The organism is Stenotrophomonas sp. A3_2 (assembly GCF_036624925.1).
GTDB lineage: Bacteria > Pseudomonadota > Gammaproteobacteria > Xanthomonadales > Xanthomonadaceae > Stenotrophomonas > Stenotrophomonas hibiscicola.
On record NZ_JAZKVY010000131.1, the window covers coordinates 1 to 14,688 of the forward strand.

Consider the following 14,688-nt stretch of genomic DNA (forward strand, 5'->3'; position numbering starts at 1 on the left):
GAGAGCGACGGGGTGAGGGCGGGGTACGGGGTGTCCTGCAGGGCTTGCAGCCCTGCACCCGCGGTAGTGCCGGCCGCTGGCCGGCAACCTCAACAGCAACAGCAACAGCAACAGCGGGCATTCCGTGGGATGGCGGGGTACTGTGGGTTTGCGGGGCCGCCGCAAGTACGTCCTTGTAGGCTTGGTCGCCGCATCCATGCGGCTCACACCCCGCAAACCCACAGTACCCCGCCTTCGACAGGTTCACGCGGCTGTTAATGGGTGCCGACCGTTGGTCGGCACATCTGTCAGACATCGAATGAATCATCCACGCATGGCGTGGATCTACTGGCAATTGCGGCTGTTGGTAGGTGTCGACCTTGGTCGACACAGAGCGAGCGCAGCGAGTGACCCGCTTCTGCTTTTCTTTTTCTTTTCCGTGGTTGGACGCACGCAGGAAACTGTCAAAGGCCGGGCGGCGTGGGTTTGCAGGGACCGTTGGCGCCATGGATGGCGCCATCGAGCCCCCATGGATGGGTTTACGGCGTGTCCTGCAAACCCACCCCGCCCGGCAAAGCGCGGCTTTTGCTCCAAGCGACCAACCACGAGGGGCTCAGCCGTTGGCCGCCGCAAACGCCGGCCGCGTCAGGTTGTCCGCCTCGCCCTCAGTGCACAGCACTTCGTCTTCGATGCGGATGCCGCCATACGGACGGAAGAAGTCCACACGGTCCCAGTTGATCGCATCACCATGGCCGGCGTCCTTCACTTCGTTCAACAGCATGTCGATGAAGTACAGGCCCGGTTCGATGGTCACCACCATGCCCGGTTCCAGCACGCGGGTCAGGCGCAGGTACGGGTGGCCGGCCGGGCGTTCGATGCGGCCGCCTTCGTCGCTGGCCGCGAAGCCGGCCACGTCGTGCACCTGCAGGCCGATCAGGTGGCCGATGCCGTGCGGGAAGAACGCGGCGCTGACGCCGGTCTCCAGCGCGGTCTGCGGCGAGACCTTGATCACGCCGAAGTCCTTCAGCACGCCCATCAGCGAAAGATGCGCGTCCACGTGCAGCTGCTTGTAGTCGAAGCCCGGGCGCACCGCCGCGCACATCTGCTGCTGGGCGGCGTCGACGGCGGCGATCATCGCGGCGAATTCGGCGTGGCCCTGGGCGGCGTAGGTGCGGGTGATGTCACTGGCGTAGCCGTGCGCGCTGGCACCGGCATCGATCAGGAAGCTGCGCAGCGGTTGCGGTGCCTTGCGACCCAGCTCGGTGTAGTGCAGCACGGCGGCGTGTTCGTTCAACGCCACGATGTTGCCGTACGGCAGCTCGTTGGCGTCCTGGCCGACGGCCTGGCAATAGGCCATGTGGATGCTGAACTCGTCGGCGCCGTTGCGGAACGCGGCTTCGGCGGCGCGGTGGCCACGCACGCCCAGCACCTGCGCCTGGCGCATCAGCGCGATCTCATACGGCGTCTTGCTGCCGCGGTGCCATTCCAGGTAATTCACCACCGGCGCCGGGTTGTTCGGCACGTAGTTGCCCAGCGCGCTCTGCGGTTCGCCGAGGATCGCGCAGCGCGCCGGGTCGGCCGGCAGCAGGGCCAGTGCTTCGTCCGGCTTGCGGATGATGTGGATGTCGAAGTGCTCCACCCACCAGCCGCTGGGGGCGTCCGGCACCACGTGCCAGTAGTCGAAGGGCTGGTGGAAGATCACGGCCGGGCGCTTGCCCGGAGTAAACACGATCCAGCTGTTGGGCACGCGGGTCAGCGGCAACCAGGCCTTGAACTGAGGATTGACCGCATACGGGTAATCGCGGTCGTCGAACACCTGGTAGTGCAGGGTGCCGCTGGGCACCACCAGATGGTCGAAGCCGCCGCGGGCCAGCGCCTGTTCGGCACGTCGGCACAGCACGGCCAGGTGGTCGGAATACAGGGCGCCGGGGTCTTGCTGGATCATTGCGGTGGCTCGACACGGAAAACGGTCCTAGATTCTGCCGCATACCGCGAAAAACCGCTGTGCCGGAACCGGCGCTCAGGCCGTCGAAACCGGTCCCTCGTCGCCGTCCTCGCCCACCCACTGCCGCAGCAGCTGCCGATGCTCGCGTGACAGGGTGAGGAAGCGGAAGCCGGTCCAGCTCTGCCCTGGTACGTGCGCGGGCTCGCTCCATAGCAGATGCACGCCCACGTCGATGGCCTGCTGGCGGCCATCACCCAGTGGCAACGGGAAGCGCAGCTGGTACAGCGCATCCTCGCGCAGCGGCACGCTGGCCAGCATCAGCATGCCGGTTTCGGAGACATTGCCGAGGCGCCCAACCACGCACTCGCGCATCTGGTCGGTGACCGGCACCAGGTCCGAGACCTGGCGGCGCGGCGCGCGGCGGGTGTCCTGCGGCGGTACGGCCTTCATGCGGGGGTCTCCTGTGCGCGGCCCGTGGCCAGTGCGCGCAGCGCACCGAGGCTGGCTTCCCAGGCACGGTCGACCAGCCGGCCCTTGTCTTCGGTGACCAGCTGCGCGCGGCCGGCACTGATCTGCCGGGCCAGCGTATCAAGGTCGGTATCGGCGATCTTCTGCCCGCGCGGATTGACGAACAGGGCGTGGCCGGTCAGCAGGCTGTACCAGGACAGGCGCTGGCGTCGCAGCGTGCCATCACCGGTATCGATGTCGAACCAGCTGCCGAACGGGAGCGTGGACAGTTGCTGGTAGGCGGCTTCTTCGGCACTGCTGCGAGGCGTTGCAGGCGAGGTGCCGGTGGGTGTACCAGCGTGCTCGCCCAGGCGCGCACGTGCCTTCAGGCGTGCGCTGAGCTCGGTACGCGAGGTGCTTTCATCCTCGCCACCGGGCGTGGCCAGCCTGCGCGCGACGGCGGCGGCTTCCTCGGCGTGGTAGCCGACCTGCAGCAGGGCCGCCTCCACGTCCGCTTCCAGCGCGGTATCGGTGCCGCCGGGGGCATCGATGGCCTGGGCGGTAATGGCAGCGATGCGCTCGGTCTGTTGCAGTCGTTCCTGCCACTGCGGTGAATCGTCGCCATGGCGCAGGCGGGTGAGGGTCAGTGCATCGGCCCAGGCCTGGCGCAGCAGGGTCTGCACGAAGCGCGGCGGCGACTGCGCGTCGCAGCACTGGTCGATCTGCGCGGTGGCCTGGCGGCGGGCAAGTTCCAGCCGCTCCTTGCCGCGGGCGGCTTCCACATGGCGGCGCTCGGCCAGCTCGGCGCGATGCGCTGCGGCGCGCTGATGCTGCTGCACTTCCTCGTTCGCGCTGGCGAAGGCCTCCGGCGCCCGCGCATCCTGGCCCAGCAGGCCCTGCACGCTCTGCGCCATGCGCTGCAGCAACTGCGGGTCGACATCATCGTCGCCCAGCCAGTGGGCGCCGACTTCGGCAATCTGGTTGAGCAGTTCGCGCGCGGGGTGTTCGTCGCGCACGAAGAAGCCCGGATCGGCCATGGCGGCGCGTGCCAGGGGTACCTGCAGGCGCGCCAGCAGCGCGGCCGGCACTGGATCGGGACGCTGCTGCTGTTGCACCTGCTGCATCAGCATGCGCAGCAGGTCGAGGCTGTCGCGGTCGTGGCTGCCCAGCTGGGCCTGCGTGCCATGCTCGCTGCGCAGTTGCGCCACCACGGCCGCCTGCAGGTCGGCTACGCCGGTGGCGGCGCTGGACTGCGCCTGCAGGCGTGCGAGAACCGCATCCACGGCCGCGCTCGGCACTGCATCGCGATCCGCAGGTGCTGCGCTGGCATGGCGTGCCTGCTGCAGCAGCGCATGCAGCGCGCTGCCCGTGGAGGTGGTCAGGCCCGGCGAGGCCGCGCCGGCTGTGCTGTCATCCTGGAAAGCGTCCTGCACCAGGCTGGACCAGGAGCCGGCCGGTGCCGATCCGTTCCAGCCGGTCAGTGGCGCGGCGGCACGCTTTGCGGGCTGCGTGGCGCGACCACCGCCCACCGACTGGGTGATGATCCGCCGGGTGCTCGATGAACGCGCCAGATAGGGGGTGTAGACCAGGCCGGGCAGCACGCCGTGCTGGGCCAACAGGGCATTGGCACGGTCGAGGATGTCGCCCAGGCGTTCCAGCACCTGGCGTTCGAAGCTGCGGTACAGCGCCAGCTGAACGTCGACGGTGAGCGAATCCTGTTCGGCAATCCGGCGCAGCATGGCGCACAGTGCCTGCGGTGCCAGTGGCAGGGTGTCGGCCTCGAAGGCCGGTGCTGCCGCCAGTACGCCCAGGCGTTGGCCCAGCAAGTTGAGCGTGTTGGTCGAACGCAGCGTCTCCCGCCGCACCATCTCGGTCAGCAGCAGGTCGCGGTCCACTTCATGTTCATCGACCAGCGACAGCCCGAGCATGCCGGGCAGCGGCGGTGGCGTGGAACCGGGGCTGAAGTGGGCCGTGGGTTCGCGCAGCCGTATCAGCGCATCGGCCACGGCATCAAGCATGCGGTCAGCGAAATGACCGGAAAAGGCGTGCAACTGGCCACGCTGGGCCATCAGCTCGGCCTGCTGCTGCGGATTGCGTGCGCGATCGGCATCGTGCAGCAGGGTCTGCTCCAACGCTTCGACGGTCAGGATCAGCGGCGCGGCCAGCGTCTGTCGGCAGAGGCCGATCAACGCACCCAACAACTCGCGCACCCGCGGTGGCAGGTTGCTGGCGGCGAGCCGGGCTTTGTCGGCGGAGGTGAGGGAAAAGACAGCTGACATCGGCAGGCGGTATCCGGATTCCCGCGGATCGATCTTGTGAATCTACCGTGTCGGCCGCAGTCGGCGCTACTTTAGGCTGAACGGGAATCGCATCCGCCCGGTATGGCCCTGATGTGCGGTACTGCCGGCCGCTGGCCGGCAGCGCTGTCTTTACCGGAGTGCCAGTGGCCGGCACTACCCTCTGCCAAGCGAAGATCACTCCTCCAGGAACAGGCTCACCACATCGTTGGTGAATCGGCGGCCCAGCTCGGTCGGCTGCACATGGCCATCGGTCATGTCCAGCCAGCCGCGCTGCACGGCCTCGGCCAGGGGAGCGTCCAGCACGCTGCGCGGCAGCCCCGTGCGCGACTCGAAATCGCGCAGGCCAAAACCTTCGTGCAGGCGCAGCAGGTTGAGCATGTATTCGAACGGCAGGCGCTCCGGCGCGATCACGTCGTCGCCGCCGAACGAGGCGGGCGTGCCGGCGCTGTCCAGGTAGGCCTGCGGGTGCTTCAGCTTCCAACGCCGCAGCACATGCTCCTCGGCGCCGGAACTGATCTTGCCGTGCGCGCCGGCACCGATGCCCAGGTAGTCGCCGAAGCGCCAGTAGTTCAGGTTGTGCGCGCTCTGCCGGCCGGGGCGCGCATAGGCGCTGACCTCGTACTGGCCGAAACCGGCCTGTGCCAGCAATGCCTGGCAGTGTTCCTGCATGTCCCAGGCGTTGTCTTCGTCGGGAATGCCCTGCGGCGGCCGCGCGAAGAACACCGTGTTCGGTTCCAGGGTCAGCTGGTAGTGGGAGATGTGTGCCGGCTGCAGCGCGAACGCGCGTTCCAGGTCGGCCTCGGCACCGGCCAGGGTCTGTTCCGGCAGCGCATACATCAGGTCGATGTTGACGTTGTCGTAGCCCGCGTCCTGCGCCATCTTTACCGCGCGCTCGGCTTCGCCACTGTCGTGGATGCGGCCCAGGCGCTTGAGCATCGCATCGTCGAAACTCTGGATGCCGAAGCTGAGGCGGTTGACGCCGGCCGCGCGGTAGCGGTCGAAGCGGCCATGCTCGGCGGTGCCCGGGTTGGTTTCCAGGGTGATTTCGGCGTTGGGGGCAAAGCGCAGGCGCGCGCTGGCCTGCTGCAGGAAGCGGTCGATCGCCTCCGGCGGGAACAGGCTGGGCGTGCCGCCACCGAAGAACACGCTGTGCACCACCCGGCCCCAGACCAGCGGCAGGTCCTGGTCGAGGTCGCGCAGCAGCGCATCGATATAAGCGTCGAACGGCAGCTCGCCCTTGGCCTGGTGCGAATTGAAATCGCAGTACGGGCATTTGCGCACGCACCACGGCAGGTGCACGTACAACGACAGCGGTGGCGGCACCAGCCGCGGCGGGTTGTCGTGGTCGGCGGAGCAGGCTTCGCCGGGCAGGTGGTTGCAGTGGTCGTGGGCGTGCGGCATGGGCTTCTTCGGTAGTGCCGGCCGCTGGCCGGCTTCCCAGGGTCGATCGGGTGGCGTCAGTACAGCGTCGCCAGTTGCTGCTTGAGCTGCTGCAGGGCAATGGCGCGGTGGCTGATGGCGTTCTTCAGTGCCGGCTCCATTTCCGCGGCGGTCAGGCCGTGGGTGGTGTCCAGGAATACCGGGTTGTAGCCGAAACCATTGGTGCCGCGCAGTTCGCGGATGATCTGGCCTTCCCAGCGGCCTTCGCAGATCAGCGGCTGCGGGTCGGTGGCGTGGCGCAGCAGCACGATCACCGCATAGAAGCGGGCGCTGCGCTGGCCATCGGGAATGTCGGCCATCGCGTCCAGCAGCTTGGCATTGTTGGCCGCAGCATTGGTCGGGTGGCCGGCATAGCGTGCGCTGTACAGGCCCGGCGCACCGCCGAGGGCATCGACGATCAGGCCCGAATCATCGGCCAGCGCCGGCAGGCCGGTCGCTTCGCAGGCCGCGCGTGCCTTCAGCAGCGCGTTCTCGACGAAGGTCAGGCCGGTCTCTTCCACATCGCCCAGGCCCAGTTCGGCGGCCGAGGTGATCTGCAGCGGCAGATCGGCAAGGATCTCCTGCATCTCCACCAGCTTGCCGGCGTTGTGGCTGGCCAGTACCAGTTTCTTCATTGACGGGGCTCCAGCAGGTCCCAGGTGTTGCCATACAGATCGCGGAATACCGCAACCGTTGCATAGGGTTCTTCGCGCGGCGCTTCCAGGAACTCGACGCCGGCGGCGACCATCGCCGCGTGGTCGCGGCGGAAGTCGTCGGTGTTGAGGAAGAAGCCGACGCGGCCGCCGGTCTGGTTGCCGATGCGGCTGCGCTGTTCCTCGTCGCTGGCGCGGGCCAGCAGCAGGGCGGCGGCGCTGCCGTCTGTCGGGCCGACCACCACCCAGCGCTTGTGGCCCTGGTCGATGTCCTCCAACAGTGCGAAGCCGAGCTTGCCGGTGTACCAGGCAATGGCTTCGTCATAGTCGGCCACCACCAGGGTGGTCAGGGCGATGCGGCGGTTCATGCCGACAGCGCCGCCTGCTGCGCGGCCAGCAGCTCGGCCACGCCCTTCTCGGCCAAGCCCAGCAGCGCGTCCAGTTCATCGCGACGGAAGGCGTGGCCTTCGGCGGTGCCCTGCAGCTCGATGAAGCCGCCACCGTCGTTCATCACCACGTTCATGTCGGTGTCGCAGTCGCTGTCTTCGGCGTAGTCCAGGTCCAGCACCGGGGTGCCGCGGTACACGCCTACCGACACGGCAGCCACTGCGCCCAGGATCGGGTTGCGCTTGATGTCGCCACGCTTCATCAGCACGTTCACCGCATCGACCAGCGCCACGTAGGCGCCGGTGATGGCGGCGGTGCGGGTGCCACCGTCGGCCTGCAGCACGTCGCAGTCGAGGGTGATGGTGCGCTCGCCCAGCGCGTTGCGATCCACGCAGGCGCGCAGGCTGCGGCCGATCAGGCGCTGGATCTCCAGCGTGCGGCCACCTTGCTTGCCACGGGCCGCTTCACGGTCGCTGCGGGTGTGGGTGGCGCGCGGCAGCATGCCGTATTCGGCGGTGACCCAGCCTTCGCCCTTGCCGCGCAGGAAGCCCGGCACGCGGTTCTCGACGCTGGCGGTGCACAGCACACGGGTTTCACCGAAGCACACCAGCACCGAACCTTCGGCGTGGCGGGTGAAGCCGCGTTGGATGACGACCGGGCGGAGCTGGTCGGGCTGGCGGCCGCTGGGGCGGGAATCGGACATGGTGCGGGTTCCGTAATGGCGAGGGAGTACGCCGCCACGCCCGCGGCCTTCACGGGGCGGGCAAGGGGGCTCTGGTGAGGGCGCTAGGGTACCATTCCCCCTTTGCACGCACCGGACACAATCCATGATTCGAAGCATGACCGCCTATGCCGGCGGCGAGCGGGTCACCCCGTGGGGCACGCTGGGCTGCGAGCTGCGCTCGGTCAACCACCGCTTCCTGGAGGTCGGCACCCGCCTGCCCGAGGAGCTGCGGGCGCTGGAACCGCAGCTGCGCGAGCGCATCGCCGCGCGCCTGAGCCGTGGCAAGCTGGATCTGGTGATGCGCCTGCGCGCGCCGGAAGCGGCGGCCAACCTGCAGGTGGACGAGGCGCTGCTGGGCCAGCTGGGTCGCCTTGCGCACCGGCTGACCTCCGATTTCCCCAACCTCCAGGTCAGCTTCACCGACCTGCTGCAACTGCCGGGCGTGACCCGCGGTGAGGCCACCGATGCCGCCGCTCTCCAGGCCGAGGCACTGGCCCTGCTGGACCAGGTGCTGGAAGGTTTCGTCGAGGCCCGTGAGCGCGAAGGCGGCAAGTTGTCGGCGGCCATCAGTGAGCGCGTGGACGGCATCGAACGCATCGCCACCGAAGTGCGCACGCTGATTCCGGCCATTCGCGACGGCCAGCGCAGCAAGCTGGCCGCACGCCTGGCCGACCTGCCGCACCCGGTCGACCCCGGCCGCGCCGAGCAGGAACTGGTGCTGTGGCTGCAGAAGCTGGACGTGGATGAAGAGCTGGACCGCCTCGGCAGCCATATCGTCGAGATCCGCCGCGTGCTCAAGCAGCGCGAGCCGGTCGGCCGCCGCCTGGACTTCCTGCTGCAGGAGTTCAACCGCGAAGCCAACACGCTGGGCTCGAAGTCGGTGGACAGCCGCACGTCCAATGCCGCGGTGGAGCTGAAGGTGCTGATCGACCAGATCCGCGAGCAGGTGCAGAACATCGAGTGATGTTGCATCCAGCGATACAGCAGGGGCGCCTTCGGGCGCCCTTGTCGTTCCAGCGCATCAGCGCACGCTGACGCCCGGCGCTCCTTCGGCCAGCCGCCCCACCACGGCCGCCTGGACGAGCCCTGCGTCGTGGAAACAGGCCAGCACCGCGTCCACCGCTTCCGGGGCACAGGACACCAGCAGGCCGCCGCTGGTCTGCGGGTCGGTCAGCAGCGGCTGCCAGTGTGCCGGCAACCCATCGGCGAAACGCACCTCGGCACCATACGAGGCCCAGTTGCGGTTGGATGCGCCGGTCACGCAGCCACGCTGCAGCAGCTCCAGCGCCTGCGGCAGCAGCGGCACCTGTGCACTGTCCACCTCGGCAGCGACACCACTGGCGCGGCACACTTCCAGCAGGTGGCCGAGCAGGCCGAAGCCGGTGACGTCGGTCATGGCATGCACGCCGTCCAGCGCAGCCAGGGGCACGCCCACGCTGTTCAGGCGGGTGGTCGACGCGATCATCTGCCGGTAGCCGTCGGCATCCAGCACTTCTTTCTTCAGTGCTAACGAATACACACCCACGCCCAGCGGCTTGCCCAGCACCAGCACATCGCCGGCGCGGGCATCGGCATTGCGCTTGAGCCGCTGCGGATCGAGCACGCCGATCGCGGCCAGGCCGTAGATGGGTTCCACCGAATCGATGCTGTGACCACCGGCCACCACGATGCCGGCGTCGGCGCAGGCGCGTTCTCCGCCCTGCAGGATGCTGCGGATGGTGTCCTGCGGCAGCGCGTTGATCGGCATGCCGACGATGGCCAGTGCGAACAATGGCCGGGCGCCCATCGCGTACAGGTCCGACAACGCGTTGGTGGCGGCGATGCGGCCGAAATCGAACGGATCGTCGACGATCGGCATGAAGAAATCGGTGGTGGCGACAATCGCCTGGCGATCATCGAGGCGGTACACCGCGGCGTCGTCGCTGGTCTCGCGGCCAACCAGCAGTTCGGCCGGTGCCGGAAGTGCTGGAACGCCGCGCAGCAGTTCGCTCAGCACGCCCGGCGCGATCTTGCAGCCGCAGCCGCCGCCATGCGCGAGAGACGTCAGTCGTTGCGGGGCATCGGCCGTTGACGGGGCGGGGGACTGCACGTGCGTGGCCATGCCGACATCTCCAGCGGAAACACGAATGGCGGAAGACAGCAGGAGTCGAACCTACCAGGGAACGATCGACGCCCCCTACTGGGTTTGAAGCCCAGCCGCATGCCCGGATGCGCATGCCTTCCGAAAGTACGGCGGTAGCGGTGGGCTCAGTCGCGGGCTGCGTTCCACTGCAGGTCGCCGCGCGGCCGATGCTGGTCACCGACGCGTCGAGTGTAGCCAACGCGGTTGAAGAACTCCAAGATCTGGATGCTGCGCTTGCGGCCCAGGCCGATGGCATCGCGGAAAGCGGCCGCATCCACCGCGCCGCTGGCCTGCGACAGCTGCGCGACGATCGCGGCGAGTTCGGCAATGCGTGCGGGTGCATAGAACAGGTCCGGCACCACCTGGAACAGCTCGCCACGTGCGGTGGCGCGGCGCAGGACGGCGCGGATCTCGTCTTCGGCCATTCCGATCTCCGCGGACAGGGTGCGCACCCACGGTGGATCGAAGCCACCGGCGTGCAGTTGCGGCAGCACGCGTTCCAGCAGCAGACGCTCGCGTTCCGGTGGCGCATGGTCATGGCCGGGCAGGCGCCACCAGGCACCCACGCGTTGCACACTGCCGTCGTCCAGTAGCTCCTGCAGCAGGGCATTCCAGAGGCTCGCTGCAAGCGAGGGCAGGGTGCTGCGCTGCAGGCGGCCGCTGTCGACACCGGGTTCGTCGGGGCGTCGCTCATGCCAACTGCGCAGTGAGGTGACTACCTGCTCGCGCAGCAGCTGCCAGTGCGAGGCGAGGATGACCACCGTGTCTTCGCGGGTGATGACGCGCTGTGCGCCTGCGGGAAGAACGATCCGGTCGGCGGCGCGCCGGCAGTAGCGCTGCAGCGCGGCCATGGCAACACCGAAGGGCGCCTGCTGCAACAGTGGGCCGATTCCCGCACCCGCGGCCAGTTGCTCCAGTGCTCCCAGCCATGCGAGCCGTGCAGGACTGCGTCGGCGCCGCTGTGGCGGGTCCGGATCGAGCACGAGGCCGCCGCCCAGCGTGTGGGTGGCCGCTGAATCGCGGGCAATGAAGCGGTCGCCACACATCGCACAGACCGGAGCATCGAACACCAGCTGCACCAACTGCCCATCACCGTGGTCATGGTTCTCCAGCAGCACCACATGGGCCTGCCGGTGCATCGTGCCCCAGTGGATATGCAGCGGTGCCCAGTCGCGCAACGGTGCGGCCAACGCGGACAGCCGCAACCGCACATCAACGCGGGTGGTGGCCAGCAGTGCGCGTGCGTCGGCGATCCAGTCACCGCGGCGGATGTCATCACGGGCGATGGCCGCCAGGTTCAGCGCGCAGCGCTGCCCGGCCATCGCGTGGTCACTGGCCTGGTTCTGCGCGTGGATGCTGCGTATGCGCACTTCAGTGGCGGCCGGCATCAGCTGCAGATGCTCACCCACCGCGGCGATGCCGCCGTGCACTGCGCCGGTCACCAGCGTGCCGTGGCCGGCCAGCGAGAACACGCGGTCCACCGGCATGCGGAACAGCTCGCTGCGCAGTTCGGCCTGGCGCGTGCTGGCGTCGTCCGCCGCCCAAGCGTGCAGCTGGGTACGCAGCGCGTTGATGCCAGCATCGTCGGGTGCGGTGCTGTTGCAGGTGAACACAGGGGAATCCTGCAGCGGCGTGCCGGCCAGCAGGGCAGCGACCTCGATCTCGACCCGGGCCAGGCGCGCCGCATCCACACGGTCGATCTTGGTGAGCGCCACCGCACCGCGGTTCACGCCCAGCAGTTGCAGGATGGCCAGATGCTCGCGGGTCTGTGGCATCACGCCGTCGTCGGCAGCGATGACCAGCAGGGCGACGTCGATACCCGTGGCGCCGGCCACCATCGTATGCACGAAGCGTTCATGGCCCGGCACATCGACGAAGCCCAGCGTCGCGGCCGGACCTTCGACGTCCCCGCTTTCCACCGGGACATAGGCGTAGCCCAGTTCGATCGATATGCCGCGCGTACGCTCTTCCCGCAGGCGATCGGTTTCGATGCCGGTCAGTGCGCGTACCAGGCTGGTCTTGCCATGGTCGATATGCCCGGCGGTGCCGACGATCATGCCTGCAGCATGCTCCATTGGGCCAGGAAGGCCGCTTCGTCGGCGGGTTCCAGGCAGCGCAGGTCCAGCCACAACGCGTCATCGGCAATGCGGCACAGCACCGGGCGCGGCAGCTGACGCAGATGCCTGGCCAAGCGATCCAGTCCGCCACGGCGCGCGCAGATAATGCGCAGTCCGGCGCTGGCCAGCTGCGCCTGTGGCTGGGCGCCGCTGCCGATCTGGCTGTTCATCGAAGCAGGCTCGAGGGTGTAGTCCGCCGCCAGCGAGGCACGCATCGGCTGCAGCAGGCGCTGGGCCTGCGCATCGATATGCTCCTGCGTGCGCGAGAGCGTGCGTAGTGTCGGCAGCCGCTGTGCCAGCAGCTCGGGTTCGCGGTACAGGGCCAGCACCGCTTCCAGTGCGGCCAGGCCCATCTTTTCCATGCGCAGTGCCCGCTTCAGCGGGTTGCGGTTGATCCGTGCAATCAGGTCGGCGCGGCCGGCGATGATCCCGGCCTGGGGCCCGCCCAGCAGTTTGTCGCCACTGAACGAAACCAGATCGGCGCCGGCCGCCAGTGCTTCCTGCACGGTGGGCTCGTGCGGCAGGCCGAAGGCCGCCAGCTCGCACAGGCTGCCACTGCCCAGGTCCACCACCAGCGGCAGGCCATGTTCGTGCGCGATCACAGCCATTGCCGCAGTGTCGACCTTGGCAGTGAATCCGGTGATCGCGTAGTTGCTGGCATGCACCTCCATCAGCAGCGCTGTGCGCGCGCCGATGGCGTTGGTGAAGTCGGCCGGATGGGTACGGTTGGTGGTACCCACTTCCAGCAGCCGCGCGCCCGCGCTGCGCATCACATCGGGGATGCGGAAGGCACCGCCGATCTCCACCAGTTCGCCGCGCGACACCACCACCTCGCGGCGGTTGGCCAGGCTGTTGAGCAGCAGCAGGACCGCCGCCGCATTGTTGTTGACCACGGTGGCGGCTTCGGCGCCGGTCAGTTCGCAGATCAATGCCTGCACCCGCGCATCGCGGTCGCCGCGACGGCCACGGATGACGTCGAACTCCAGATCCACCGGCGCGGTCGTCGCGCGGGTGACGGCCTGCACCGCAGCCTCGGGCAGCAATGCGCGACCCAGGTTGGTATGCAGTACGGTGCCGGTCAGGTTGAACATCGGTTGCAGGTCCAGCCGTGCATCAGCTGCCAGTGCGGCCTCGACTGCCGTCGCCAGCGCCGGGCCGTCGACCGCTTCCTGCAGCTGCGCGGTCGACAACTGACCGGTGCTGATACGGTCGCGCAGCACCTGCAGGTGCGAACGCAGCAGCTGGGTGATGCGGCTTCGACCGTGGCCTTCGATCAGTGGCGCCAGTGCAGGCAGGCGCAGCACCCGGTCCAGCGAGGGCAGGGCGGCGGCCGATGCCGGGGCGGGGGGCATGGCTGTCATCGCCTCAATCGCCGTCGGATTGCCACAGCAGAGGATTCTGGCTGGCACGCGCATAGCCTTCCTCGGCCAGCAGCAGATCCAGCGCCAGCGTGCCGAGGTCATCGGCCACCGGCTCCAGTGACGGTTCCTTTTCCAGATACAGGATCTTGCGATAGCCGTGGCAGTGGTCGCAGGTCTCGGCGCGTACCGCGCTCTCGCGCACCGCCTCGCCGCTGTCGCCATCCACGTCGGCCAGGGCGCGATAGGCGATGTCCTTGCCGGCGGCACCACACTGGCTGCACTGCACGCGCACGTAGTGCCACTGGCAGGCGCACAGCGAGCACGACAGGTAACGGTAAGATGCATAGGGTGGGCGTGCCTGCACCACGCTGGTCACCGGCAACGTGCCGCACAGCGGGCACAGCCCTGGCGCATCAGCCAGCGGCTTCAGGTCGGTAGGGCGGAAGCTGGCTGCGAGCACCGCCCAGTAAACCTGCAGTGCGGTCATCACCAGCAGTGCAGCGACCGCATCCACCGATGGCGCGTCATCACGCTCCAGCACCGCGTGCGCCTGCGCATCCAGCCAGGCGTCATCGGCAGCCGCGACGCGTTGCAGCTCCTGTCGGGTTTCCAGCGGCAGCCCCATTTCGTCGGCACAGTGCTGGCACAGCGTGCGCAGCCAGTCGCGCCAGCATCCATCCAGCTGAAGCGAGTTGGCCGGCCGCAACGGCATGCCGGCACCGGCCGCCGCACTCGACTGCTGCGCACGTGCCTGCGATTGCAGCGCTTCGCGTTGCTGTGGTGTCAGTTCGTCCAGCAGTGCCTGCTGTGCATCTGCCAACGCCGCCAGCAGCTGCAGGTAACCGCCGATGGCACTGTGCGCGGCCAGGCTGCGCAGGCGTGTCGCGCGCTCGGCGAACAGGGAAGCGACATCGGGCAGGATGATGCGCGGAACATCGCGCGAGGCCAGTGTCTCGATCTCACCGGGTTCAAGGATGCGTTGCGCCATGCAGGGCCAGCCAGAAGAACCAGGCTCCATCCTCGCCGTTGTCAGCGCTGGCGTCCAGCGTGTTGCCGGCCATTTGAAAGGTTGGGGTCAGATCCGTTTTCCACAGGAAAACGGATCTGACCCCATCGGTTGGTTGAAAGTGGATCCCGAGCGTTGGTCGGGATTCGATCAGTGCCGACCAACGGTCGGCACCCACCGACAGATCGCGGCCAACTGTCGAGGGCGGGGTGGGGCCGGTTGCGGGGG

Annotated in this window: 12 protein-coding genes and 1 tRNA gene; 1 reads left to right on the plus strand and 12 read right to left on the minus strand. The window is 68.3% G+C overall.

Going from position 1 to position 14,688, the window contains the following annotated elements; genetic code table 11:
• Positions 1-592: 592 nt before the first annotated feature.
• The 7 genes from pepQ to rph all read right to left on the minus strand — a co-directional run bounded on the left by pepQ (position 593) and on the right by rph (position 7,833).
• Positions 593-1,924: a Xaa-Pro dipeptidase gene (gene pepQ, locus R5H29_RS03040; protein WP_332328715.1), complete on the minus strand. Its 1,332-nt coding sequence runs from the start codon at positions 1,922-1,924 to the stop codon at positions 593-595.
• Between the two features lie 75 nt (positions 1,925-1,999).
• Complete coding sequence (locus R5H29_RS03045) at positions 2,000-2,374, minus strand: PilZ domain-containing protein (RefSeq protein WP_021203954.1); 375 nt, start codon at positions 2,372-2,374, stop codon at positions 2,000-2,002.
• Positions 2,371-4,650 carry a DUF1631 family protein gene (locus tag R5H29_RS03050; RefSeq protein WP_332328716.1) on the minus strand — a complete coding sequence of 760 codons (2,280 nt, stop codon included), beginning with the start codon at positions 4,648-4,650 and terminating at the stop codon, positions 2,371-2,373. Before R5H29_RS03050 ends, R5H29_RS03045 begins: the two co-directional genes overlap by 4 nt.
• A gap of 195 nt (positions 4,651-4,845) precedes the next feature.
• Complete coding sequence (gene hemW, locus R5H29_RS03055; RefSeq protein WP_134735213.1) at positions 4,846-6,072, minus strand: radical SAM family heme chaperone HemW; 1,227 nt, start codon at positions 6,070-6,072, stop codon at positions 4,846-4,848.
• Positions 6,073-6,128: 56 nt separating this feature from the next.
• Positions 6,129-6,725 carry an RdgB/HAM1 family non-canonical purine NTP pyrophosphatase gene (gene rdgB / locus R5H29_RS03060; RefSeq protein WP_005410891.1) on the minus strand — a complete coding sequence of 199 codons (597 nt, stop codon included), beginning with the start codon at positions 6,723-6,725 and terminating at the stop codon, positions 6,129-6,131.
• Complete coding sequence (locus R5H29_RS03065; protein ID WP_005414366.1) at positions 6,722-7,111, minus strand: VOC family protein; 390 nt, start codon at positions 7,109-7,111, stop codon at positions 6,722-6,724. The genes rdgB and R5H29_RS03065 overlap by 4 nt, the downstream gene beginning before the upstream one ends.
• Entirely contained in the window at positions 7,108-7,833 is a 726-nt protein-coding gene (rph, locus tag R5H29_RS03070) for a ribonuclease PH (protein ID WP_049426699.1), read from the minus strand. The genes R5H29_RS03065 and rph overlap by 4 nt, the downstream gene beginning before the upstream one ends.
• Positions 7,834-7,957: 124 nt before the next feature.
• On the opposite strand from rph, the gene R5H29_RS03075 reads away from it, so the two are divergent.
• Positions 7,958-8,818 (plus strand): YicC/YloC family endoribonuclease, encoded by an 861-nt coding sequence (locus R5H29_RS03075; protein ID WP_021203951.1) that lies wholly within the window; start codon positions 7,958-7,960, stop codon positions 8,816-8,818.
• Between the two features lie 57 nt (positions 8,819-8,875).
• On the opposite strand, the gene selD is transcribed toward R5H29_RS03075, so the two are convergent.
• The 5 genes from selD to fdhE all read right to left on the minus strand — a co-directional run bounded on the left by selD (position 8,876) and on the right by fdhE (position 14,442).
• A complete protein-coding gene (selD, locus tag R5H29_RS03080; RefSeq protein WP_332328717.1) occupies positions 8,876-9,955 on the minus strand; it encodes a selenide, water dikinase SelD in 1,080 nt (359 codons plus the stop codon).
• Between the two features lie 26 nt (positions 9,956-9,981).
• A tRNA-Sec gene (locus R5H29_RS03085) sits at positions 9,982-10,077 on the minus strand.
• A 24-nt stretch (positions 10,078-10,101) separates the two neighbouring features.
• Complete coding sequence (gene selB, locus R5H29_RS03090) at positions 10,102-12,033, minus strand: selenocysteine-specific translation elongation factor (RefSeq protein ID WP_332328718.1); 1,932 nt, start codon at positions 12,031-12,033, stop codon at positions 10,102-10,104.
• Entirely contained in the window at positions 12,030-13,454 is a 1,425-nt protein-coding gene (selA, locus tag R5H29_RS03095) for an L-seryl-tRNA(Sec) selenium transferase (protein WP_332328719.1), read from the minus strand. The genes selB and selA overlap by 4 nt, the downstream gene beginning before the upstream one ends.
• Positions 13,455-13,458: 4 nt before the next feature.
• A complete protein-coding gene (gene fdhE, locus R5H29_RS03100; RefSeq protein ID WP_332328720.1) occupies positions 13,459-14,442 on the minus strand; it encodes a formate dehydrogenase accessory protein FdhE in 984 nt (327 codons plus the stop codon).
• Positions 14,443-14,688 lie beyond the last annotated feature (246 nt).

Coding starts and splice junctions, on each gene's coding strand:
- fdhE (WP_332328720.1), bottom strand. CDS start 14,442: ATGGCGCAACGCATCCTTGAACCCGGTGAGATCGAGACACTGGCCTCG.
- selD (WP_332328717.1), bottom strand. CDS start 9,955: ATGGCCACGCACGTGCAGTCCCCCGCCCCGTCAACGGCCGATGCCCCG.
- selA (WP_332328719.1), bottom strand. CDS start 13,454: ATGACAGCCATGCCCCCCGCCCCGGCATCGGCCGCCGCCCTGCCCTCG.
- R5H29_RS03050 (WP_332328716.1), bottom strand. CDS start 4,650: ATGTCAGCTGTCTTTTCCCTCACCTCCGCCGACAAAGCCCGGCTCGCC.
- pepQ (WP_332328715.1), bottom strand. CDS start 1,924: ATGATCCAGCAAGACCCCGGCGCCCTGTATTCCGACCACCTGGCCGTG.
- selB (WP_332328718.1), bottom strand. CDS start 12,033: ATGATCGTCGGCACCGCCGGGCATATCGACCATGGCAAGACCAGCCTG.
- hemW (WP_134735213.1), bottom strand. CDS start 6,072: ATGCCGCACGCCCACGACCACTGCAACCACCTGCCCGGCGAAGCCTGC.
- rph (WP_049426699.1), bottom strand. CDS start 7,833: ATGTCCGATTCCCGCCCCAGCGGCCGCCAGCCCGACCAGCTCCGCCCG.
- R5H29_RS03045 (WP_021203954.1), bottom strand. CDS start 2,374: ATGAAGGCCGTACCGCCGCAGGACACCCGCCGCGCGCCGCGCCGCCAG.
- R5H29_RS03075 (WP_021203951.1), top strand. CDS start 7,958: ATGATTCGAAGCATGACCGCCTATGCCGGCGGCGAGCGGGTCACCCCG.
- R5H29_RS03065 (WP_005414366.1), bottom strand. CDS start 7,111: ATGAACCGCCGCATCGCCCTGACCACCCTGGTGGTGGCCGACTATGAC.
- rdgB (WP_005410891.1), bottom strand. CDS start 6,725: ATGAAGAAACTGGTACTGGCCAGCCACAACGCCGGCAAGCTGGTGGAG.